18 protein-coding genes and 1 pseudogene are annotated in these 21,926 nt (G+C 38.2%); 18 read left to right on the forward strand and 1 reads right to left on the reverse strand.

Annotated elements, in window-relative coordinates:
- Window positions 1-329 precede the first annotated feature (329 nt).
- The 15 genes and pseudogenes from LJE12_RS16975 (at window position 330) to LJE12_RS17045 (ending at window position 15,214) form a co-directional block, all read left to right on the forward strand.
- The gene (locus LJE12_RS16975) at window positions 330-1,514 is read left to right on the forward strand and encodes an ATP-binding protein (protein ID WP_118614478.1); all 1,185 of its coding nucleotides are present in this window, start codon (window positions 330-332) and stop codon (window positions 1,512-1,514) included.
- Window positions 1,515-1,526: 12 nt separating this feature from the next.
- Window positions 1,527-1,610, forward strand: a pseudogene (locus tag LJE12_RS20805) (AzlD domain-containing protein); the annotation flags it as partial.
- A gap of 12 nt (window positions 1,611-1,622) precedes the next feature.
- Window positions 1,623-2,384 (forward strand): nickel pincer cofactor biosynthesis protein LarB, encoded by a 762-nt coding sequence (gene larB / locus LJE12_RS16985; protein ID WP_020993373.1) that lies wholly within the window; start codon window positions 1,623-1,625, stop codon window positions 2,382-2,384.
- A gap of 2 nt (window positions 2,385-2,386) precedes the next feature.
- Window positions 2,387-3,736, forward strand: a complete 1,350-nt coding sequence (larC, locus tag LJE12_RS16990) for a nickel pincer cofactor biosynthesis protein LarC (RefSeq protein ID WP_227226895.1) — start codon at window positions 2,387-2,389, stop codon at window positions 3,734-3,736.
- A 115-nt stretch (window positions 3,737-3,851) separates the two neighbouring features.
- Complete coding sequence (locus LJE12_RS21165) at window positions 3,852-4,013, forward strand: LytTR family transcriptional regulator DNA-binding domain-containing protein (protein ID WP_118633619.1); 162 nt, start codon at window positions 3,852-3,854, stop codon at window positions 4,011-4,013.
- Window positions 4,014-4,093: 80 nt separating this feature from the next.
- Window positions 4,094-4,711, forward strand: a complete 618-nt coding sequence (locus LJE12_RS17000) for a sensor histidine kinase (protein ID WP_227292297.1) — start codon at window positions 4,094-4,096, stop codon at window positions 4,709-4,711.
- Window positions 4,712-5,121: 410 nt separating this feature from the next.
- Entirely contained in the window at window positions 5,122-6,180 is a 1,059-nt protein-coding gene (locus LJE12_RS17005; protein WP_118521258.1) for a hypothetical protein, read from the forward strand.
- Window positions 6,181-6,198: 18 nt separating this feature from the next.
- On the forward strand, window positions 6,199-6,969 hold the full coding sequence (locus LJE12_RS17010) for a hypothetical protein (protein WP_118521257.1): 771 nt from the start codon (window positions 6,199-6,201) through the stop codon (window positions 6,967-6,969).
- A gap of 261 nt (window positions 6,970-7,230) precedes the next feature.
- Window positions 7,231-7,836 carry a hypothetical protein gene (locus tag LJE12_RS17015; protein WP_147413766.1) on the forward strand — a complete coding sequence of 202 codons (606 nt, stop codon included), beginning with the start codon at window positions 7,231-7,233 and terminating at the stop codon, window positions 7,834-7,836.
- 14 nt (window positions 7,837-7,850) lie between these two features.
- On the forward strand, window positions 7,851-8,507 hold the full coding sequence (locus LJE12_RS17020; protein WP_118633617.1) for an ABC transporter ATP-binding protein: 657 nt from the start codon (window positions 7,851-7,853) through the stop codon (window positions 8,505-8,507).
- Between the two features lie 252 nt (window positions 8,508-8,759).
- Window positions 8,760-9,482: a LytR/AlgR family response regulator transcription factor gene (locus tag LJE12_RS17025; RefSeq protein WP_118633616.1), complete on the forward strand. Its 723-nt coding sequence runs from the start codon at window positions 8,760-8,762 to the stop codon at window positions 9,480-9,482.
- Between the two features lie 234 nt (window positions 9,483-9,716).
- Window positions 9,717-10,724, forward strand: a complete 1,008-nt coding sequence (locus tag LJE12_RS17030; RefSeq protein WP_182465692.1) for a sensor histidine kinase — start codon at window positions 9,717-9,719, stop codon at window positions 10,722-10,724.
- A 303-nt stretch (window positions 10,725-11,027) separates the two neighbouring features.
- The gene (locus LJE12_RS17035; protein WP_227226897.1) at window positions 11,028-13,259 is read left to right on the forward strand and encodes a DUF2298 domain-containing protein; all 2,232 of its coding nucleotides are present in this window, start codon (window positions 11,028-11,030) and stop codon (window positions 13,257-13,259) included.
- Between the two features lie 409 nt (window positions 13,260-13,668).
- A complete protein-coding gene (locus tag LJE12_RS17040) occupies window positions 13,669-14,262 on the forward strand; it encodes a peptidoglycan-binding domain-containing protein (RefSeq protein ID WP_118633613.1) in 594 nt (197 codons plus the stop codon).
- 373 nt (window positions 14,263-14,635) lie between these two features.
- Complete coding sequence (locus LJE12_RS17045; protein WP_227226898.1) at window positions 14,636-15,214, forward strand: peptidoglycan-binding domain-containing protein; 579 nt, start codon at window positions 14,636-14,638, stop codon at window positions 15,212-15,214.
- A gap of 437 nt (window positions 15,215-15,651) precedes the next feature.
- On the opposite strand, the gene LJE12_RS17050 is transcribed toward LJE12_RS17045, so the two are convergent.
- On the reverse strand, window positions 15,652-17,604 hold the full coding sequence (locus LJE12_RS17050; RefSeq protein ID WP_118633611.1) for a glycoside hydrolase family 31 protein: 1,953 nt from the start codon (window positions 17,602-17,604) through the stop codon (window positions 15,652-15,654).
- Between the two features lie 380 nt (window positions 17,605-17,984).
- On the opposite strand from LJE12_RS17050, the gene LJE12_RS17055 reads away from it, so the two are divergent.
- The 3 genes from LJE12_RS17055 to LJE12_RS17065 all read left to right on the forward strand — a co-directional run bounded on the left by LJE12_RS17055 (window position 17,985) and on the right by LJE12_RS17065 (window position 21,617).
- A complete protein-coding gene (locus LJE12_RS17055; RefSeq protein ID WP_055053744.1) occupies window positions 17,985-19,373 on the forward strand; it encodes an alanine/glycine:cation symporter family protein in 1,389 nt (462 codons plus the stop codon).
- A 68-nt stretch (window positions 19,374-19,441) separates the two neighbouring features.
- A complete protein-coding gene (gene tsaA, locus LJE12_RS17060; protein WP_055053745.1) occupies window positions 19,442-20,152 on the forward strand; it encodes a tRNA (N6-threonylcarbamoyladenosine(37)-N6)-methyltransferase TrmO in 711 nt (236 codons plus the stop codon).
- Between the two features lie 145 nt (window positions 20,153-20,297).
- Entirely contained in the window at window positions 20,298-21,617 is a 1,320-nt protein-coding gene (locus LJE12_RS17065; protein ID WP_008705535.1) for an aspartate kinase, read from the forward strand.
- Window positions 21,618-21,926 lie beyond the last annotated feature (309 nt).

The raw sequence follows: 21,926 nt of genomic DNA on the forward strand, positions 1-21,926 counted from the left end.
CAACTGCAATCGGAAATATCACAGCACAGATGCTGAAAGCAGAAGAGTTTAAAACCATTGAAGAGGCTCGTACTATCATTCATGAATCCTTTGGTGTAAAAGTTTATAAATAATAAAAGGGGAACAGGGCATTGGCTCTGTTCCTTTTGTGTTACTGTTCACTCCGTTCACACAGTAACGAAACAGGGACTGTTACGAGTCAACGGCAAGGGAATATGTTGACTATTATGGGGTTTCAAAGTATAATGATGGCTGGTGAATTGGGCGGAAATACAGGGTGATTCATCAGAGGTAAGTGATTGATTTTAATAGATAAAGGCAGGTTATATATGAATACAATTAGTGTGGAAGAGCTGGAGAAGATTGATTCTTCTAAGATTACGATCGTGGATGTGCGGCCGGCGGATCAGTACAGCAGGGGATCTTTTCCGGGGGCAGTGAATATTCCGCTGGATGAGTTTGAGGAAAGAATGGAGTCTGTGGACAGGGAGAAGATGGTGTATGTTCTCTGTCATACGGGGGACAGAAGCCGGGACTGTGTGGAGAAGCTGAGTGATGCAGGGTATGAGGCTGTGAATATTGAAGGTGGATATCGTGCCTATCTGAGACTTTCTCTGAGCCGTTTTATGGAGAATGATGCTAAGGAGCAGAAGGAACTGAAGACGAAAGAGATTGAGCACAGTATTATCAAGACGTTCAGAAAGACAGTCTGGAGACCGTTTACCAAGGCTTTGAATCAGTATCAGCTGATTCAGGAGGGAGATAAGATTGCTGTCTGTATTTCAGGTGGTAAGGACTCTATGCTGATGGCGAAGCTGCTTCAGGAGCTGAAGCGTCATGGGAAGATTCATTTTGAACTGGTGTTTCTGGTAATGAATCCGGGCTATAATGCGGATAACTGGAAGATTATTCAGGATAATGCAGAGCTTCTGGGAATTCCTCTTACGGTTTTTGAAAGTGATATTTTTGATACAGTGGCAGAAATTGAGAATAATCCCTGTTACCTGTGTGCGAGAATGAGACGTGGTTATCTGTATTCTCATGCCAAGGAGCTGGGATGTAATAAGATTGCGCTGGGACATCATTTTGATGATGTGATCGAGACAATCCTCATGGGTATGCTGTACAGTGGTAAGGTGGAGACTATGATGCCGAAGCTGCACAGTCAGAATTTTGAGGGAATGGAACTGATCCGTCCTATGTATCTGATCAAGGAATCTGCGATCAAGGCATGGAGAGATACTAATGGGCTGCACTTCATTCAGTGTGCATGCCGTTTTACTGAGAACTGTGTAAGCTGTGGGGGCGGACGTGGTTCCAAGCGTGATGAGATGAAAGAGTTGGTTGCACAGTTTAGAAATACAAGCAGTGTGATCGAGACGAATATCTTTAACAGTGTGCGGGATATTAATCTTCGTACTGTTATGGGATATCATAAAGATGGAGAATACTACAATTTCCTGGATGACTACGATCAGCGTGGAAATAAGGGCGCTGATAAGGAAAAAGAATGATAACAGCAAAATCTTCATTTGTGGAAGAGAAATACACTGCTCAGTATTATAGTGGGAACGGTTGTCTATATGTTTCTGGTGCAGGTGGTGTTCTAAAAGGAGGAATCCATGACCTTACAGGAGATTCTTGAAAGTGTAAAAAGTGGTTCTGTATCTGTGGAGGAGGCAGAGCGAATCCTTAAGAAAGAAAGTTATGAAGAAATGGGATATGCGAAGCTGGATACAAGCCGCAAGGCAAGAACCGGTTTCGCAGAAGTAATCTACTGCAGTAATAAGGCAGATGAACATCTTCTGAATATTTTTGAAAGATTATACAGAGAAGACGGTGAGGTATTCGGAACCAGAGCTTCCCAACATCAGTATGAACTGGTGAAGGAGAAGTTTCCGGAGACAGAATATGATCCGATCTCGCGTATCTTAAAGGTTGAAAAGAAAGATAAGAAGCGTATTGGTAAGATTGCGGTGTGTTCAGCAGGAACTGCAGATATTCCGGTTGCTGAGGAAGCTGCACAGACAGCGGAATATTTTGGCACAAATGTTGAACGGATTTATGATGTGGGAGTCAGCGGAATGCATCGTTTATTCTCCAGACTGGAGACGATCCAGAGTGCGAACTGTGTAATTGCAGTTGCGGGAATGGAGGGAGCTCTTGCCAGTGTGATGGGCGGTCTGGTGAGCAGACCGGTGATCGCAGTACCGACATCTGTGGGTTATGGTGCAAGTATGCATGGTCTTTCGGCACTTCTTACTATGATCAATTCCTGTGCGAATGGGATTGCTGTGGTGAATATTGATAACGGCTACGGTGCCGGCTATCTGGCAACGCAGATCAACCGTCTGGCAGCAGGTACAGATGAGAAAGGAAATTGATTATGGGAAAAACATTATATCTGGAATGTTATTCAGGGATAAGTGGTGATATGACGGTTGCGGCGCTTCTTGATCTGGGGGCTGACCGTTTAGTGCTGGACAGGGTGCTGAAGAGTCTTAAGGTATCAGGATTTGAGACAAAGATCAGCAGAGTTGTGAAGTCCGGAATAGATGCATGTGATTTTGATGTTGTGCTGGATAAAGAGCATGAAAATCATGACCATGATATGGAATATCTGCATGGACATCATCATGAAGGCCATGAGAGCAATCACGCCCATGGCACAGGAACAGCGCAAGACCATCACCATCACGAACACCGTGGAATAAAAGAAATTACCTATATTATAGAGCATAGCGCAATGACTGAGAATGCAAAGAAGATCGCATTGCGTATATTTGAAATTCTTGCAGAGGCAGAGAGTAAAGCACACAATGTGCCTGTGGATCAGGTGCATTTTCATGAAGTGGGAGCAGTGGACTCTATTGTAGATATTGTGTCTGTGGCAGTCTGTCTGGATGATCTTGATGTTACAGAGGTGATTGTTCCTGTTCTCTGCGAGGGACGGGGAACTGTCCGCTGCCAGCATGGCATCCTGCCAATCCCGGTTCCGGCAGTTGCGAATATAGTAAGTGCCAATCATTTACATCTGAAAATGACAGAGGTAGAGGGTGAACTTGTAACGCCTACAGGTGCAGCGATAGTGGCAGCAGTGAAAACAAAAGATAAACTTCCGGAAATATTTGAAATCCAGAAGATTGGAATCGGCGCAGGTAAACGCCAGTATGAATGCCCGGGAATCCTAAGGGCAATGATTATCTCACAGAGCGCAGAAATAGATGAAGAAAAGGCTCAGACAGAAGAATTCAAAAACCCGGAAATCGGAAATAATCCGAAAGCTGAAAATCAGGAAACCAAAGATACGATTATCAAGATGGAAACAAACATTGATGACTGCAGTGGAGAAGTTCTGGGATTTGTCATGGAACGTCTGATGAAAGCCGGTGCCAGAGATGTGCATTATGTGCCTGTTTTTATGAAAAAGAACAGACCTGCATGGGTTCTGAATGTGATCTGTAAGGAAGAAGATATAGAAACGCTTCAGAATATTATTTTTGAAGAAACTACTACGATTGGAATTCGTTATAGCATAATGGAACGTACGATTCTTCCCAGAGAAACGAGAACCCTTCCGACTCCATGGGGAGAAGTTCAGGTAAAGGTATGCACTTTGAATGGAAAAGAGCAGCTTTATCCGGAATATGAGAGCGTTGCACAGTTGAGCAGAGAAAAAGAAATCCCGTTTACAGAAATTTACCGTTATATTGTTTTGGCAAATAAAGAAAAATAATAACTTTCATATGTGAACCCTTTGGTTTCCCTGAGAGTACTCCACGCGAAACCAAAGGGTACTTTTGTCTTGAAATAGAGTTGTAAGAGCTGTAACAGGAAAACATGGAAATTTCATTCAGATTCATCAGTCGTATCTGATCAATTTTGATTATATCGAAGAATGTTCTTATGAATCTGTGAAAATGAAAAACGGAGATACAATTCCGATCAGCCAGCCATATCGGAAATCAGTGAGAAAGCAACTGGCGGAACGTGTGTGGAGGGACAGAGAGTAAATGTTTGCGTTGATAACTAGATTTTCTATTTATATGATGTTCTGATAAGTGCGTATAAGAAACTGGAAGAACAATCTCTTATGGAAAAACAAATGCTCATTTATTCTCACCAGTTGGATGTGTTGATGCAATCGGAAGAGAAAGTAAAAGCTCTACGCCATGACCTGAAAAATCATCTGGGAGAACTTGCATTTATGGCTGGAAATCAGAATAATGAAGAAATTCAGAAATATATACAGGACATGGGGGAGTATATGCAGAATCAGTCTGAACTGGTCAGCTGTGGGAATAAGAATCTTAACAGTCTGCTGAATTACCTTCTGGGACAGGCAAAAAAGAAACTGAATCATGTAGAGTATGAGGTACGGGTACCATCTGATTTGTGTATATCAGCATTTGATCTGAATGTGATTTTGGGAAACCTGACAGAGAACGCAATAGAAGCAGCAGAACAGACGAAAGATAAATGGATGTCAGTGGATATATACTATGAAAAGGGCATCCTTTCCATGGAAATAAAAAACAGCTTTCAACATGAATTGGCTGTAGAGAAAAATAAATTATTGTCAACGAAGGAAGAAAAAGGACATGGCATTGGTCTTGCAAATGTCAGGAAGATGGTAGAGAAATATCAGGGATTTATGGATGTTTCGAATACAAATCAGATTTTTACGGTAAGGGTAATGTTATACTTATAAATTATATAGAATCTATGAAAGATAGTGTAGTGGTAGGACTGCGCTGTCTTTTATTTTGCAGAAAATTAGTCAAGAGGGAAAATATTGTGACAGAAAACCTTATAAAAAACCACAATATGTTCTGAAAAAACGAATTTCGCCAATTTATATATGAATTTCGCCGTTTCAGAAAATTTTGCAATAAATATGCTATTGTTTAAATACAAACCATAAATGAGCAAGTTCGTTATTTTGCATAAAAAAAAGACATCTTAAATCCAGTGTTGATTTTGAAGCGTTTATGAAATTAGCAGGATAGTTTTGTACATTTTTTCAAATTTGCTCATTTATAGCTATAATAACACTTGTCGTTGGTTTACTGCAAATTACGCGCGTGGTTAAAATGACAAAGAATAAGGGAGAGAAAAACAATGAAGATTAAAGCGATGGCAGTTATAAAAATCACAATTAGTTGTTTGATATTTTTCAATAGTATTAACACTTGCTTTGCAGCGGATTTTCCTTCTACCTATGAAAAAAGCAGTGAAAAAGTGAAGTTTGATTGTGAGTTAGAAATTCCAAAGGATTTTTCAGAAACTGAGATGTACTCAGAAAAAACAAAAGGCCGAATTTATCCGGATATGGACAAAACGATTTCAATCTACACGCAGGGAAAAGAAGTAAAAGAAAATGGGACAATACCGGCAGCGTCTTCAGAAGATCCTGAAGGAGTTTATTATGTCTTTACAGATGGCTCTACATTATCCGTTGACAGCTCTTTTACATATGGTTCAGATACCGCAAAGTATTATGGATATATTGGAGTACGTGATCCTCAATATAAAGAACGGTTTGAACAACAGACAGTTTCTTTTATGGATAAGAATACAGTAATTGAAAAAGTATCTTCAGATTTGGAAAACATTGGCATTGATACGACTGATATATCCTGGGATGCTTATCCTTTAAATCATGAAGCTATGAGTCAATTGGAAAATGAACAGATTTCTGATGGGCTGGATATGGAAGAACACCGAAAGGAGTCATGGACAGAAGAAGATGATGCATATTTTGTCTATGGCGTACAAATGAGCCAAAAATTGCCAGTATTTCATGAATTGATGAACACTAGCAGACAGTTGGCTTATGATACACCAGACAGTTCTGTTATTCAAGCGATTTATTCAAAGAGAGGCGTAGAAATTCTTTCTTACTCAGGATATATGTATAAATTTGATGTATCAGACCAAAAAATAAATTTTCTCGCATTTGACGATATTGCTTCAGTCGTTTTTGATAAGTTTAATAACCTGTTAAATGAATCAACCTACAAAATAACCAGAGCAAAATTGTATGAGAGAGTTTTTCTGAATGAAGCGCAGCAGATGGAAGTTAGCCCTGTTTGGTATTTTGAGATTCTTCAGGATGATGATACGACATCCATTACCTTAGTAGATGCTGTTTCGGGGGAAGAAATATATCTCGAATAGGAAAGGCTGGAGAAAAAGTTGAACTACAAAAGCAAAGGTTTACTCATAAAATCTGATTTAAGCAGACTTTTAAAATGCTATAAGATATATGCGGCAATTATCGGAGTAAGTATTGCAATATTATTTTCTACAGAACAGATAGGATTGATCAATGGAAATATTTTGGATACATATATTCAGGGATCAGAGCTTTCGGGAATCATGATTGCATATGTGTTTTGTGCATTTCCATTTGCTACTGTATTTTGTGAAGATCTTGATAATAAATATATACGATATGAATTGATCAGGAGTAATTTAAAAAGATATGTAGTTACCAAAATTGCTTTCATCTATTTAACTGCAATTTTGGTTATGGTTTTAGGAACGATACTTTTTTTATTATCGGGACGTATAGCTGGTGGAGATTGGGTAAATGAGTCTGTGGGATGTATGAATGTTTTGCTGAATGGAAGTTATTCCATATTACTGAAAAAAGAGCATTATTTTTTATATTGCGTAATGTACTCTTTGCAGCTTGGATTGTTATCCGGATTACTATCTGTATTAGCTGGTTATTTTTCTTTATATATTCATAATCGTGTCACTGTATTAGCATTACCGATTATAATATATCAAATTCTGATAGAATGCTCTGGAAATACTATTTATACTGTATTTATTTTCAGAGCCTATAATAGACCAATGAATAAAGACTGGGAAAGCTTTAGTTTGATTCTTTTAATAAGTATTATCCCAACAATTCTATTAGGCTGTTTGATATACAAGAAGATTCAAAAGAGGTTATAAAATATGTTTAAGATTATGAAATATATTTTGAAAAATACTTTACTGAAAATAAGAAATATAAAGACTATCACATTTGCAATTATTATCGCCGTAACGATATGGAGTTACAATCATCCTCTGCGAGAATTGACTTACTCGATCAAATATCCGGTAACATGGTGCGTATTTCCTTTTATGATTTCAAATTTGTCTTTTTTGATACTTTTTTGGTTCGGAATAATCTATATAAATTCAGATATTCCATATATGCAGCACAGTAATATGTACCAGATTATCAGAACAGGACGTATAAGTTGGGCTCTGGGACAATTAGGTGGAACGTTTTTTCGGTCCTTTATTCTTGTAGTTTTTACAGCATTTTGCTCAATTGTTTCATTACTTCCACAGATAGAATGGAGCCTTCAATGGGGGAAGCTTATCCATACGATTGCTATGACAAATGCAGCAATACAGTATAATCTGAAGTATGTGTTTTATTATCAGATTTTAGGAAAATATTCACCATTACAATTAATGATCATTACAATAGTCATATGCACATTTATTTCCATGTTTTTAAGTTCCTTAATGTTTATGATAAGCTTATATTTCAACCACATTTTGGCAGTCTCAATTACAGCAGCATTAACGATAATGCTATTTTTTGTGGTAAATATCCATCCTAAAATACGATATATTCTTGCGAAATTTATCCCTACTGTATGGGCAAAGGTAGTGCAGGTTAACTCTCCTGTGCTTGGATACTATTGGGTACCATCTATAAAGTATATGTTTGCATTTTTGTTAATAGGAAACATTATTTTAATAATTTTGATTCTTATAAAAGTAAAGAAGTGTGAGTTCAACTGGGAAAACGAGGATATATAGGAGGAATAACTGCTGTGAATGAAAAAAAGTATATCATAGAGGTATCACATGTCAATAAGAGTTTTAAGAACAATAAAGTCTTAAAGGATGTCACGCTCAGATGTGAAAGTGGCCGGATATATGGGCTGGTCGGACATAATGGCTCTGGGAAAACGGTTTTGTTTAAAACAATTTGTGGCTTTCTGGCCTGTGATGAAGGAACGGTTTCTGTAAATGGAAAAGTAATGGGGAAAGATAAGGACATGCTTACAGAGGCAGGGATCATTATCGAAGATCCTGGGTTCTTACGAAACTGGAGTGCTTACCATAACCTTGAATTTCTGTACACGATACGAAATAGACCAGATAAATCATATCTGCATTCAGTGTTAAACACAGTTGGACTTGATCCGAAATTGAAACGCCCGGTTGGAAAATTCTCGCTTGGTATGCGGCAGAGGCTGGCACTTGCCCAGGCTATTATGGAAGATCCACCAATCCTGATCTTGGATGAGCCAATGAATGGTCTTGATAAAAATGGTGTAGCAGAAATCCGGGAGCTTTTGCTGAAGATGAAGAATGAAAATAAGCTGATTATTCTGGCAAGTCATAATCGGGAGGATATAGAGATTCTATGTGATGAAGTATATGAGATGGAAGATGGAATACTTCGGAAAATAGTCAAAGAGTAAGAAAAAATATTTCGTATAGTTTATATTTCATTTTATCTATAGCACAACAAGTTAAATTATATTGACAGAAAAATTCTCACCACTCTGACTGCGGGAATGAAAGAAAAATGCTGTCTGAATCTCTCCCCTTGCTGCACTGCGCATACCCCACATAAGTTCTTTAGTTTCCAGAGCTTTGGGAGTGTGATTATTTTTATATTGAAAAAGAATTCCAATGGTTATATACTCCTGGTAGTATGAAAGGAGTAGAAAATGTTATATATTGCCATTTGTGATGACGATGAGGGTGTTTGTGCTGAATTGGAAAGAATGCTTTATGATTATGCGGAACAAAATAAAATTCAGATAGATATTGATATTTGGTACAGAGGAGAGAGCCTGTGCAGATTTCTGAGAGAGAAAGAGCAGATTCCGGATGTGTTGTTTCTGGATATAGAATTACTGACAACAAATGGAATTGAAGTGGGACGTTTTATAAGAGAAGAACAGGAAAACATGGAAACTGCAATTGTTTACATTTCAGCGAACAGCAGTTATGCGATGGATTTATTTCGTGTACAGCCTACAGATTTTCTGATCAAACCTTTAGACAAAATAAAAGTTGGGAATGTCATGAACAGGATTCAGAAAATTTCGGAAGTCAGAAAAGGTATTTTCGAGTACTTTGGCAGTGGATATTATTTCAAGGTATTATATAAAGATATTCTGTATTTCAGCAGTCAGAATAAAAAAGTGCATCTGGTTTTAAAAGACGGACAGAAAGAATTTAATGGCAAACTGAAAGAAATAGCAAAGAAAATTCCGGGAAATTTCATTCAGATTCATCAGTCGTATCTGATCAATTTTGATTATATCGAAGAATGTTCTTATGAATCTGTGAAAATGAAAAACGGAGATACAATTCCAATCAGCCAGCCATATCGGAAATCAGTGAGAAAGCAACTGGCAGAGCGTGTGTGGAGGGACAGAGAGTAAATGTTTGTGTTGATAACTACATTAAGCACGAATCTTTTGCGTACATATATAATCTATCGCTTTATGAGGTTGTTCTTTTGGACAGATATTGAGGAAAAGAAAAAAGAAAGAGCCTGTTATGTATTGTTTTTTGTTTTGACAGCAGTGGTACATCTGATATTTTGTTCGCCAGGTATGAGTGTGATAACAAATATAGTGCTGATTTTTTTGATTACAGTGTGTTATGAAGGAGCATTGAAAAAGAAAATATTTGTGACACTATTTGTATATGGAACTAATATGGGATGTGATTTAGTAGCTGTTCATTTACTGACAGATTATTCAATAACAGGGAAAGTCGGTGAATGTGCTGCGTATATAACTGTACCATTATTGCTGATTTGCGATGTTATTTCAGAAAAAATCTTGATTAAGAATAAAGGAGAAGATAAAACTCCGCATGGGATGATACTGGCGGTTATTTCAGCACTTTGTCTGGCAGAATTGCTTATTGTTGAACAGGAACTAAAAAATCGTATCCTGCTGGTGTTATTTGGATGTTGTGTTTTGGCAGTTGTATTATTGATTTTCTATTTATATGATGTTCTGATAAGTGCGTATAAGAAACTGGAAGAACAATCTCTTATGGAAAAACAAATGCTCATTTATTCTCACCAGTTGGATGTGTTGATGCAATCGGAAGAGAAAGTAAAAGCTCTACGCCATGATATGAAAAATCATCTGGGAGAACTTGCACTTATGGCTGCAAATCAGAATAATGAAGAAATTCGGAAATATATACAGGACATGGGGGAGTATATGCAGAATCAGTCTGAACTGGTCAGTTGTGGGAATAAGAATCTTGACAGTCTGCTGAATTATCTTCTGGGACAGGCAAAAAAGAAACTGAATCATGTAGAGTATGAGGTACGGGTACCATCTGATTTGTGTATATCAGCATTTGATCTGAATGTGATTTTGGGAAACCTGACAGAGAATGCAATAGAAGCAGCAGAGCAGACAGAAGATAAATGGATGTCAGTGAATATATACTATGAAAAAGGTATGTTTTCCATGGAAATTAAAAACAGTTTTCAACATGAATTGGATGTAGAACAAAATAAATTATTGTCAACGAAGGAAGAAAAAGGACATGGCATTGGTCTTGCAAATGTCAGGAAGATGGTAGAGAAATATCAGGGATTTATGGATGTTTCGAATACAAATCAGATTTTTACGGTAAGGGTAATGTTATACTTATAAATTATATAGAATCTATGAAAGATAGTGTAGTGGTAGGACTGCGCTGTCTTTTATTTTGCAGAAAATTAGTCAAGAGGGAAAATATTGTGACAGAAAACATCATAAAAAACCACAATATGTTCTCGAAAAACGAATTTCGCCAATTTATATATGAATTTCGCCATTTTAGAAAATTTTGCAATAAATATGATATTATTCAAATACAAATGATGCAAAAAAAGATATAGAGTTATTGTAGCTTATATGATGAAGTGACTGGTATATTTTTGCTTAATTATAAAAAAAATTATGGAGAAATATATTATGAAAAAAGTAAATAAATTTAAATTACTGGCAGCAGGGCTATTGATAGGAGTTGCTTTTTGGCTGTTAGGATCCGATTTCTTTACATTCATGATATGGTGGGAAATTTTATGGATTCTTGGATTGGTATTTATGCCGATAACGGCTCAGATATTCAAAGGTTTTGATGATAATGGATGGATGAATTCAAAGGTTATAGCAATAGTGATATGCGGATATGGAGTATGGATTTTGACTTCTATAAAAGTGGTTCACTTTACCACATTGAGTTCTGTCGTAATTACTACCTTATGTGGGGGGAGCAGTATTGCTTATGGAATATATGGAAAACAAAGAAAGGTTTTTCCGTGGAAACATATGGAACTTGTTTATTGGGAAGAAGTGATTTTCTTTGTTGTATTTCTTTTGTGGACATATATGGCAGGATTTCATCCGGCAGCTCATGGAACTGAAAAATATATGGATTTTGGTTTTATGAAGTCTATGATGCGTAGCACAACACTTCCGTCAGAAGATATGTGGTATGCTGGCAAAGCTTTTAACTACTATTATGGTGGTCAATATTTTGCGGTGTTTCTTACGAAACTTACAGGAACAAAGGTAGAGATTACATACAATCTTATGCGTACCATGATAGCTGCATTTGCGTTTGTATTGCCATTTAGTCTTGTGCGTCAGATGCTTAAGGATAAATTAGGTAAAAGGGGAAGAGCATGGATAACAGATTTTGGAGGTATTTTAGCAGGTTTATCTGTATCCATGAGTGGAAACCTTCATTATATTATATATGGAAAAATTTTTACATTACTGGGGATAAGAGAAGATTACTGGTTTCCAAGCACAACACGATTTATAGGATTTGATCCACCTGTGACAGGGGACGAGACAATTCATGAATTTCCTTCATATTCTTTTGTTCTTGGGGATTTACATGCGCATGTGATTAATGTGTTTTTTGTTTTGGCAGTATTGGGGATTTTATATGCATGGATAAAAAGAAATTCCGGTAAAAGCTGGAAACAGAAAGAGATATTTCTGCTGGGACTGTTCCTTGGAATTTTCCTGTTTTCAAATACATGGGATTTTATGATTTGTTATGTTGTAATATGTGGAACACTGTTTTTTGGAAATTTGAAGAGATATCTTAATTCTACAGATATGAAACCTTCAGATATGAGAACCGGTATAAAATGGAGCGTTGTGCAATGGATAGAACTTCTGCTGACTGCGGTGTTGATTTCGTTACCATTCCATTTACAGTTTAAAAGTGTTATGGTACAGGGAATCGGAATAGTGAAAATTCATACGGCGTTTTATCAGTTTTGTGTATTATGGGCTTTTCCATTGCTTATATGTGGATTATTTGTCGTATCTACGCTGATAAAAAATAGGAATTTTACAAATAAAAAAAACAGGAATTTATTTTACAAAATTAATGTTTCTGATTTATACGGAGTTGTACTTTCTCTTTGTGCAATGGGACTAATATTGATTCCGGAAATCATTTATGTAAGAGATATCTATGAAAAAACAGCACCAAGAGCAAATACTATGTTTAAGTTGACTTATCAGGCATATATACTTTTTGCGCTTATGATGTCGTATATTCTGGTATTTTTTGTGGCAGACAGAATAAAAATTTTGCAAGAAACTAAATTGGATAATAGATATGAGAAAAAGGTAAGATTATCAAAAGTGCAAATAACCGTTGGGGGAATGGCAATAATACTTCTTATATCTACCTGTGGATATTTCGTAAATGCTACAACAAATTGGTTTACAGGTTTTCCTCTGAAAAATAAATACCAAACTCTCAATGCAACTGCTTATCTAGAAAATGCCATTCCTGAAGATGCGGCAGCAATACGATGGCTGAATAAAAATATTACAGGTCAGCCAACCGTTCTTGAAGCTTGCGGCGACAGTTATAAAGACTATGACAACCGGGTTTCTGCTATGACAGGATTGCCGACGGTATTAGGATGGTATGTTCATGAATGGTTATGGCGAAATAATCTTGATGAAGAAAACAAAAGAAGAACAGACGTGGAAACTATTTATACTTCAACAGATAAAAAAGAAGTACAGGAACTGCTTGATAAATATGAGGTGAATTATATTTTTATTGGAAGCTGTGAATATCAAAAATATGAAGGGGTTAATGTAGCACTTTTAAGTTCATTGGGAGAAATAGTTTTTAAAGAGGAAAATACAATGATTGTGAAGCTGTAATAAAACAGATTTCAAAAAGAAAACAGTCACATATTTGAGTGAATATCTTAATTCATCAGATGTAAGTGACTGTTTCTTTTTATTGCTATTTTTGAGGTAACTGTTTTGGGCTGATGATTACAGCATACTTATACTGTCGCTATTATAACGGCTATATTTAGCTTCCTCATATCTGATCATGCAGATAAAAGCGGGTTCAATATCTTTTACTGTTTGTGCAACATTACAGAAATATTGGAGAGGAATTGTGGCAAAAAACCTTATAAAAAACACACTATGTTTTGAAAAAACGAATTTCGCCAATTTATATATGAATTTCGCTGTTTCATAAAATTTTGCGACGAATGTGTTATCATTTAAATATAAGTAAGAAGAACTGAAATGTATCTGAAGAAAGGAGAAGTATCAAATGAAACATAGCAGAAGCAAAAACGCAGTGTTATTGATGATTATCTTTATTTGTAGTATTTGTTTGAATAATGTGTGGGCTCGTGAAACAGGGACGATGGATCAACTGGAAAAAGAGAATCCGGATGATGTAGATAAAATGAATAAAGTATTATATTATTATAATACTTTATTTTTTGAAAACTATACGGAAGAAGAATTGAAACAGCAGGAGAAATTTCAGAAAAGTATTCATTTATTGAATGAATTATATTTTGAATATGGATCTTTAGAAAATATTCCGATTTTGCCTTTTGACCCGGAAAATATCAGGGAGGGTGATTCATTATTTACGGAAGTTGTTGCTGTGATAAATACAGAAAATAATGAGACATATTTTGTAACAGAAAATGATGATATGAAGTTGTTAAAAAAATGTTTGGAAAAATTACAATATTACAATGGAAACTCTGTTACAAAATCAAATGAAGAACTAACGGAAGCAATAAAGAACTTTCAGAAAGAAGAAGGATTAACAATTGATGGAATAGCTGGAAACGAGGTATGGAGGAAAATAGATATTTTGATGCTGAACAAAATGATTGAAGATGATTGAAAAAGATAATCCTATTATGTTTGGAGGTGATTCCGATGTTCCTGCATAAAAAATAGTTATATGATTAATTGTTAAGTCATAACTTAAGTTAGAGACCTCTGTTTTAAGAATTTATTAGCATGGAAAAGTTCAGTTCCTTACTTGTGGTTATTCAATGGGTGGTTACGGCGACCGGTGACAACGCAGGAATAAAAAACGGACGCGAGAATGTTCAAGAAATTAACTTGTTGGTACACCAGTAGTTGATGGGACTCTCTTACCAACATCAACACATTAATCAAATGCAAAAAAATATTTATAAAAGGTTACAGGCAGTTTTTGAAATGGAAGGTCGGAGATTAAAATATTTGAGGTATGAATGGAGGAAATGTATATGAAAATAGAGAAGAAAATGACTTTTGCTCTGCTTTTTTCTTTTTTGTTACAGCTAATTATAATCAGCTCAGTAAATGCGGCAGATTTTTCTGATGGACAAGATATTTTTGGTGATACTAATGTAGAGATATCTACTGATAATGAAGAAACAGTTGAAGAACGGACATCTGTAGACGTGGCACGCATAGAAGACACTTTGTATAATGTAAATAAACTGGCTTTGAAGTATGGTTCATTTGCATCTATTCCTTCCGGCATATTAAGCGATGAAGATATTATGTTGACGGCTAATACATGGGGATTGTTCCATACTAAGAATGGCAAGTATATTTATGTGTATGATTATTGTACAGTCCCTGGGGCTAGTTCTTATTATGTACGTTTATTACAAACTTGTTTAAGTGCCATTGCATATGATGTGGGAGGAATAGATGGAATATATGGACCAAATACGGAATATGCAATTGTACAGTTCCAGAAAGATCAGAAACTTACAGCGGATGGTATTGCTGGAGAAAATACATGGAGAAGGTTAAGTAATTATTTTGCGGATTATGGAATACGTATTAATTTTTAACGGAATTAAGTAAGTGTGTTACTTCTTATGTTATAGGTTTGCCCACTTCTTCGGAGAAGCGTTTCTATGGGGAGGATAGAAAGCCCTACAGCGTAAGTGTGGCTTCCATGGATACAATGGGTATGAGTATGTTCTCCCCATGAGTAGAATCTGCTAAAGAGAATAAAAACCTAAAATTTCGCGTACTGAAGGAGAATATCAAGAAAAATTTGGAACAACTGATGAAAGTGGAAATTTTGTTCCGGCAAAACCAGGTTCTTTTGGAGAATTGATAAGTTAAAAGAAAACAGTCACATAACTGAAAGAATATATTGATATTCATTGGATACATGTGACTGTTTCTTTTTATTTTTTATGAGGTGACATCTCGTTCAATGCTAACTGCTGTCTGGTAATTCCTGCAATTGAGGCAGGTAAATCTGATTGATTTGGTTAAATTACAGAGCACTTACTCCGTCATCATCATAACGGTCATATTCAGCTCCCTCATATCCGATCATTCGGAGCGTAGCAGGATCGATATCCTTTACTGTCTGTGCAACATCAGCAACCGGGATTGCTTTTCCCTTGCGGATGAACAGCGGAACCTCATTCAGGGCAACTTCTACATAGTGGTGGCCTTTTTCAAGGATTTCCTGAGAGATGGTTCCATCCGGCAGGAATTTGACGAACATCATTTCCTCTGGCAGATATACATAGCGGCCTTTTGCGTTCTGGGTATAAACAGGTGCGATCATAATTTCGTTTCCAAGAAGTAACTGATCTTCTACCTGAGTAGCAAAAGTATCGTCTGTATAGTCGAATGCCAATGGGCGGAACATCATATCATCGTTTAATGCAGCTTTCATGTATTCACTGTACAGATATGGAACAAGACGATATCTGACACCAATCACATGGCGGAAGTCTTCGATATTTTCAAACTGGTAAGCTTCCTGTTCTCTGGTTCCCAGAGCGGAGTGGTTTCTCATAAGAGGTGTGAATACACCCAGTGCCAGCCAGCGCAGTACCAGGTCACGTGTGGTATCTGCACCGAATCCGCCCAGATCTGCTCCTGTGTAAAGGAAACCGCACATATTCAGGGATGGAAGCATCTTTAAGTTCAGAAGGATGTGTGACCACCAGGATTTGTTGTCTCCCATCCAGATTCCGCCGTATCTGTGCATTCCCACATAGGAGGAACGGGAGAACATCAGGAAACGTTTGCCAGGTGCGATTTTTTCAAATGCTTCACCTGCTGCACGGGTCATGTTATAGCCAAACAGGTTATGTACCTTGTCGTGGCGGATCTTCTGACCGTTTACATTGTGATAGAAGCGTTTGTAATCTTCCGGATTATTTGCAAGTCCTTTTACCTTTGCGCCGAGAACGAATCCAGATGTTTCTTCCTTGTCCATGAAGTTGTCTTTGATGTATTCTTTTAATTCAGCAACGCCTTCCGGTGTGCAGAACATTGCAGGCTCGTTCATGTCATTCCAGAAACCGTCGATTCCTTTGGAAATGAGACGTTCATATTTCTGTCCGAACCATGCTCTGGCATCTGCGTTCAGGACATCCGGGAAATGAGTCCAGCCCGGCCATACAGCGGAAACGAAATCACTGCCGTCTTCACGTTTGCAGAAGTAGTTCTTCTCAACGCCTTCTTCATAAACATCATAGCCAGCCTCTACCTTGACACCTGCATCGATGATCGGGACAAGGTGGATGCCTTTTTCTTTCATTTCATTGACATAGGCCTCAAAGTCAGGGAAGTTTTCCTGATTGACTGTGAAATCTTTGTAGTCTTCCATGTAATCGATATCCATGTATACCATATCGATTGGAATATTGTTTTCACGATATCCGTCAGCAGCTTTTCTGAAGTCATCAGCAGTTGTATATCCCCAGCGGCTCTGACCGAAACCAAATGCGAATTTAGGCGGGATATAGCTTCTTCCGATGATTTTACGGAACTGTTTTACGATATCGTAAGGGGTTTCACCCTCGATCACATACAGATAAAGATTTGCATCCTCACAGGTGATCTTTAACTGGGAAGAGAGTGTGTAACCGATATCAAACTTCAGTTTTCCGGGATAATCAACGAAGAGACCGAAAGTCTGTTTTCCGGAGATTACGAGGAAGTTGTGTGCTCCGTAGAGGGAGATTTTATCTTCTGTATGGTTTGGCTGGTCGGAACAGTTGCTTTCATAAACGTATCCACGTTTGTTGATTCCGCGGCTTGATTCGCCCAGACCATAGACAACATCGTTGTCATCCATGTCATAAGTAAAAGAGAAGCCGTTCTCTGTGGAGATAGTTCCGTATGCAGGAGTTCCCTCAGAAGCCGGGATAGAAGTTACGATGGCATCGGTTTCAAATGGGGTCCCGTAAGTATATTTCTGAATCATTTTGTCATGTCCTCCTTAGGTTGAAAATGGTCAAGCGGATAAAATCATCCGCTTTGCTACGCGGCGCTACACCGAATAACTGAAACGCTTAAGTACTGTTAGAAAATACACAGGTGTTTTCCTTGATTTCATATTTACAATAATAGAGGTTTGGGTGAGGAAATGCTACTGAAATTATGACAAATTTATACGTTATTTTGACTTTTGCTCAAACTGTGAAGCAGTGATATGGGTATGGCAAGCAGTGGAGCGGCTGATCGTATCTGTTTGCGCTGTTAACTTATTGTGCTTTAATGCTTTATCTTAATAGAATTTTTCTGTACATACGGTGAAAAAAGTGCTAAACTGTTATTATTACACGAAAGAAAGGTTTATTTAACATGCTTCAGACAATTGAATCCATCAATAACGTCGTAAATAATTTTATCTGGGGTGTCCCGGCTATGATCTGTATTATCGGCGTAGGGCTTTACCTGAGCCTGCGGACTGGTTTTGTCCAGATCCGGAAATTCCCGTATGCGCTTAAAACCACACTGGGAAGAATTTTTAAGAAAAAAGAGGCCTCTGACGGTTCCATGACACCTTTCCAGGCAGTCTGTACTGCGTTGGCAGGTACAGTAGGTACTGGAAATATCGCCGGTGTTGCCGGAGCTATCGCCATCGGCGGACCGGGAGCTGTATTCTGGATGTGGGTTTCCGCGCTCCTTGGAATGTGCACGAAATTTACAGAGGTTACCTTAGCAGTACATTTCCGTGAGAGAAACAGACATGGGGATTATGTAGGCGGACCTATGTATTATATTAAGAATGGTCTGGGAAAGAATTGGAGATTTCTTGCAGTTCTTTATTCTGCATTCGGTGTACTGACTGTATTTGGAACAGGTAATGCTACTCAGGTAAATACCATTACAACAGCAATTGATACAGCTCTTATTAACTTCAATGTGATTTCAGAGTCTTCCACAGGCAGACTGAATCTGATCCTTGGAATTGTGATCACGCTGCTGGTTGGTATGGTACTGCTGGGTGGTATCAAGCGAATCGGAAGTGTTTCCGAGAAGCTGGTGCCCTTTATGGCATTGTTTTATATTGTACTTGCATTAGGTGTTGTAATCTTAAATATCGGAAGAGTTCCGGCAGTTTTCCATGATATTGTTTATGGAGCCTTTAATCCGTCAGCAGTGACAGGCGGTGTGATCGGAAGCTTTTTCCTCAGTATGAAAAAGGGTGTTTCCAGAGGTATTTTCTCCAATGAAGCCGGACTTGGTACAGGGTCTATCGCTCATGCCTGTGCAGATACAAGCAAGCCTGTAAAACAGGGTATGTTTGGTATCTTTGAGGTATTTGCAGATACAATCGTGATCTGTACTCTGACAGCACTTGTGATCCTTGTAAGCGGCGTGCCGGTAAATTACGGTGCAGCGGCAGGTGCAGAACTTACAATTTCCGGATTTACTGCTACATACGGAGGCTGGGTTTCTATCTTTACGGCAGTTGCCATGTGCTGCTTTGCATTTTCAACGATTATCGGATGGGGACTTTACGGAGCACGCTGCATTGAATTCTTATTCTCTGCAAAAGTTATCCGCCCATTTATGATTGCCTATTCATTAGTGGCAATCCTTGGTGCAACTGTAAATCTGGGACTTCTCTGGAGCATTGCTGAGACATTCAACGGTCTCATGGCAATCCCCAACTTAATTGGTGTATTCCTGCTTTCAGGAACCGCCATTACACTTACAAAAGAGTATTTTGCACAGAAGAAATAACAATAATAGCCCGGAGAGTTATTTTCCGGGCTATTGTTTTATCAAAAGGTAAAAAGGAGAATAATACAATGATTCCAATCGCACATATAGAAAATGATTTTCCAACCAAATTCGGTATCCCCAGGCAGAGTGGCCGTGTAGGGGCGCTCAAAGCGAGAATTGTATTCGAGCCGGAATATCGAAATGTGGATGCCTGCCGTGGTCTGGAGGAGTTTAGTCATATCTGGCTGATCTGGGAGTTTTCGGAGGCAAAGAGGACAAAGTGGTCACCGACTGTCCGCCCGCCCAGACTTGGGGGAAATGTGAGAAAAGGAGTTTTTGCCACAAGATCGCCCTTTCGTCCTAATTCCATAGGATTATCCTGTGTGAAGCTTGAGAAAGTAGCTCTGGATGAGTCGGACAGCCCTGTACTTTATGTAGAAGGTGCAGATCTGATGAATGGAACACCGATTTTTGATATTAAACCATATATTCCTTATGCGGATTGCCATCCGGAAGCAACAGGAAGTTTTACCGAATATTCCAAAGATCATCATCTGAACGTAGAATTTCCCCAGGAGCTCCTGGAAAGAATACCCGGAGAAAGCAGAGAGGCTCTGATCGCAGTTCTTGCAGATGATCCCCGTCCTGCTTATCAGAATGATCCGGAACGGTCTTACGGAATGCCTTTTGGAGAGAAGGATATTCATTTTCGGGTGGATGGAGATATCCTTCGTGTTTATAATGTGACAGAATTTGTAAAAAAACAGCAGGAATCTTCGGCAGATTGTGGAAAATAACCATTTTCGGATATTTCTGTAAGAAAGGCTTGCAAAATTGGCGTTTATTCAATACAATATTAAACAGACTTTATGTTGGTAGAGTGACAAAGACTGATGGGAGATCGGTCTGAAAATATTTAGTGACATATGAGGAGCAGGAAAAATGAAGAAAATTGTTAAATTCGGAGGAAGTTCTCTGGCAAATGCAGAACAGTTTCAGAAAGTAGGGGAGATCATCAGAAGTGATGAGAGCAGACGTTATGTGGTTCCGTCCGCTCCCGGAAAGAGATTTGACGGAGATACAAAGGTTACAGATTTACTTTATAAATGTTATAATACTGCAGTTGAAGGGGAAGATTTCATCCCGATTCTGCAGGAGATCAAGGGAAGATATTATGAGATTATCCGCGGACTGAACCTTGATCTTTCTCTGGAAGATGAATTTGCTCAGATCGAAGCTGATTTCAAGGCACAGGCAGGCACAGACTATGCAGCATCCAGAGGAGAATTTCTCAATGGTAAGGTGATGGCAGCATATCTGGGTTATGAATTTGTTGATGCAGCAGATGTGATCCGTTTTGATAAGAACGGAAATCTGGATGCCGAGAAGACAGACAGACTTCTGTCCAAAAAGCTGGCAAAATGTGAACATGCCGTTATCCCTGGATTTTATGGCGCTGGTGAAGATGGAAAAGTTAAAACTTTCTCCAGAGGAGGTTCTGATGTAACCGGTTCTCTTGTGGCAAAGGCTATCAAGGCAGACCTTTATGAAAACTGGACAGATGTTTCCGGCTTCCTGGTAACAGACCCACGTATTGTTAAAAATCCGGAAGTGATCGAGAGCATTACCTACAGAGAACTCAGAGAGCTTTCTTATATGGGTGCAACTGTTCTTCATGAAGATGCGATCTTCCCGGTTCGTAAAGAGGGAATTCCGATCAACATCAAAAACACAAACAGACCGGAAGACAAGGGTACTTTTATTGTTGAGAGTACATGCAAGAAACCGAAATTTACAATCACAGGTATTGCAGGTAAGAAGGGATTCTGTTCTATCAATATTGAGAAATCCATGATGAACAGTGAGGTTGGTTTCGGACGTAAGGTACTTCAGGTATTCGAAGATCAGGGAATCAGCTTTGAGCATGTTCCATCAGGAATCGATACAATGACTGTATATGTACATCAGGATGAATTCGAAGAGAAAGAGCAGCAGGTAATCGCAGGAATCCATCGCGCAGTACAGCCGGATTTCGTAGAAATGGAATCTGATCTTGCGCTGATCGCTGTTGTAGGACGTGGTATGAAATCCACCAGAGGTACAGCAGGAAGAATCTTCTCAGCACTTGCTCATGCAAATGTAAATGTGAAGATGATCGATCAGGGCTCCAGTGAGCTGAATATCATTATCGGTGTAGAGAACAGAGATTTTGAGACTGCAGTAAAGGCTATTTATGATATCTTTGTAATTACTCAGATCTAATTGAGAATTGCAGGAGCTCCTTCACAGCGGAGCAATTTGTGGATATGATGTTTACCAATTATAGGATAAACAAAATAATGGACCGTCAGAAATCAGTATAGAGATTTCTGACGGCTTTTTGAATAATTGCGCGTCGCATTCTCGTTACTCTAGTGACTTTAGTTATGAGTTAGACGCGCAAATTTTTTACTCAAAAGAAAACATATGTTTATTTTTAGCACTATATGTGCTAAAATATAGCCATGGGTAGTAGAAAAAACAACAGAATCTGAGAAAAGAGTTATCAGGGAAAAATAAAAATGCAGATAA

It is taken from the genome of Blautia sp. DFI.6.71, from assembly GCF_020593585.1.
In the GTDB taxonomy this organism is placed as follows: domain Bacteria; phylum Bacillota; class Clostridia; order Lachnospirales; family Lachnospiraceae; genus Blautia_A; species Blautia_A wexlerae.

Coding starts and splice junctions, on each gene's coding strand:
- LJE12_RS16975 (WP_118614478.1), top strand. CDS start 330: ATGAATACAATTAGTGTGGAAGAGCTGGAGAAGATTGATTCTTCTAAG.
- larB (WP_020993373.1), top strand. CDS start 1,623: ATGACCTTACAGGAGATTCTTGAAAGTGTAAAAAGTGGTTCTGTATCT.
- larC (WP_227226895.1), top strand. CDS start 2,387: ATGGGAAAAACATTATATCTGGAATGTTATTCAGGGATAAGTGGTGAT.
- LJE12_RS17000 (WP_227292297.1), top strand. CDS start 4,094: ATGGAAAAACAAATGCTCATTTATTCTCACCAGTTGGATGTGTTGATG.
- LJE12_RS17005 (WP_118521258.1), top strand. CDS start 5,122: ATGAAGATTAAAGCGATGGCAGTTATAAAAATCACAATTAGTTGTTTG.
- LJE12_RS17015 (WP_147413766.1), top strand. CDS start 7,231: ATGTACCAGATTATCAGAACAGGACGTATAAGTTGGGCTCTGGGACAA.
- LJE12_RS17025 (WP_118633616.1), top strand. CDS start 8,760: ATGTTATATATTGCCATTTGTGATGACGATGAGGGTGTTTGTGCTGAA.
- LJE12_RS17035 (WP_227226897.1), top strand. CDS start 11,028: ATGAAAAAAGTAAATAAATTTAAATTACTGGCAGCAGGGCTATTGATA.
- LJE12_RS17040 (WP_118633613.1), top strand. CDS start 13,669: ATGAAACATAGCAGAAGCAAAAACGCAGTGTTATTGATGATTATCTTT.
- LJE12_RS17045 (WP_227226898.1), top strand. CDS start 14,636: ATGAAAATAGAGAAGAAAATGACTTTTGCTCTGCTTTTTTCTTTTTTG.
- LJE12_RS17050 (WP_118633611.1), bottom strand. CDS start 17,604: ATGATTCAGAAATATACTTACGGGACCCCATTTGAAACCGATGCCATC.
- LJE12_RS17055 (WP_055053744.1), top strand. CDS start 17,985: ATGCTTCAGACAATTGAATCCATCAATAACGTCGTAAATAATTTTATC.
- tsaA (WP_055053745.1), top strand. CDS start 19,442: ATGATTCCAATCGCACATATAGAAAATGATTTTCCAACCAAATTCGGT.
- LJE12_RS17065 (WP_008705535.1), top strand. CDS start 20,298: ATGAAGAAAATTGTTAAATTCGGAGGAAGTTCTCTGGCAAATGCAGAA.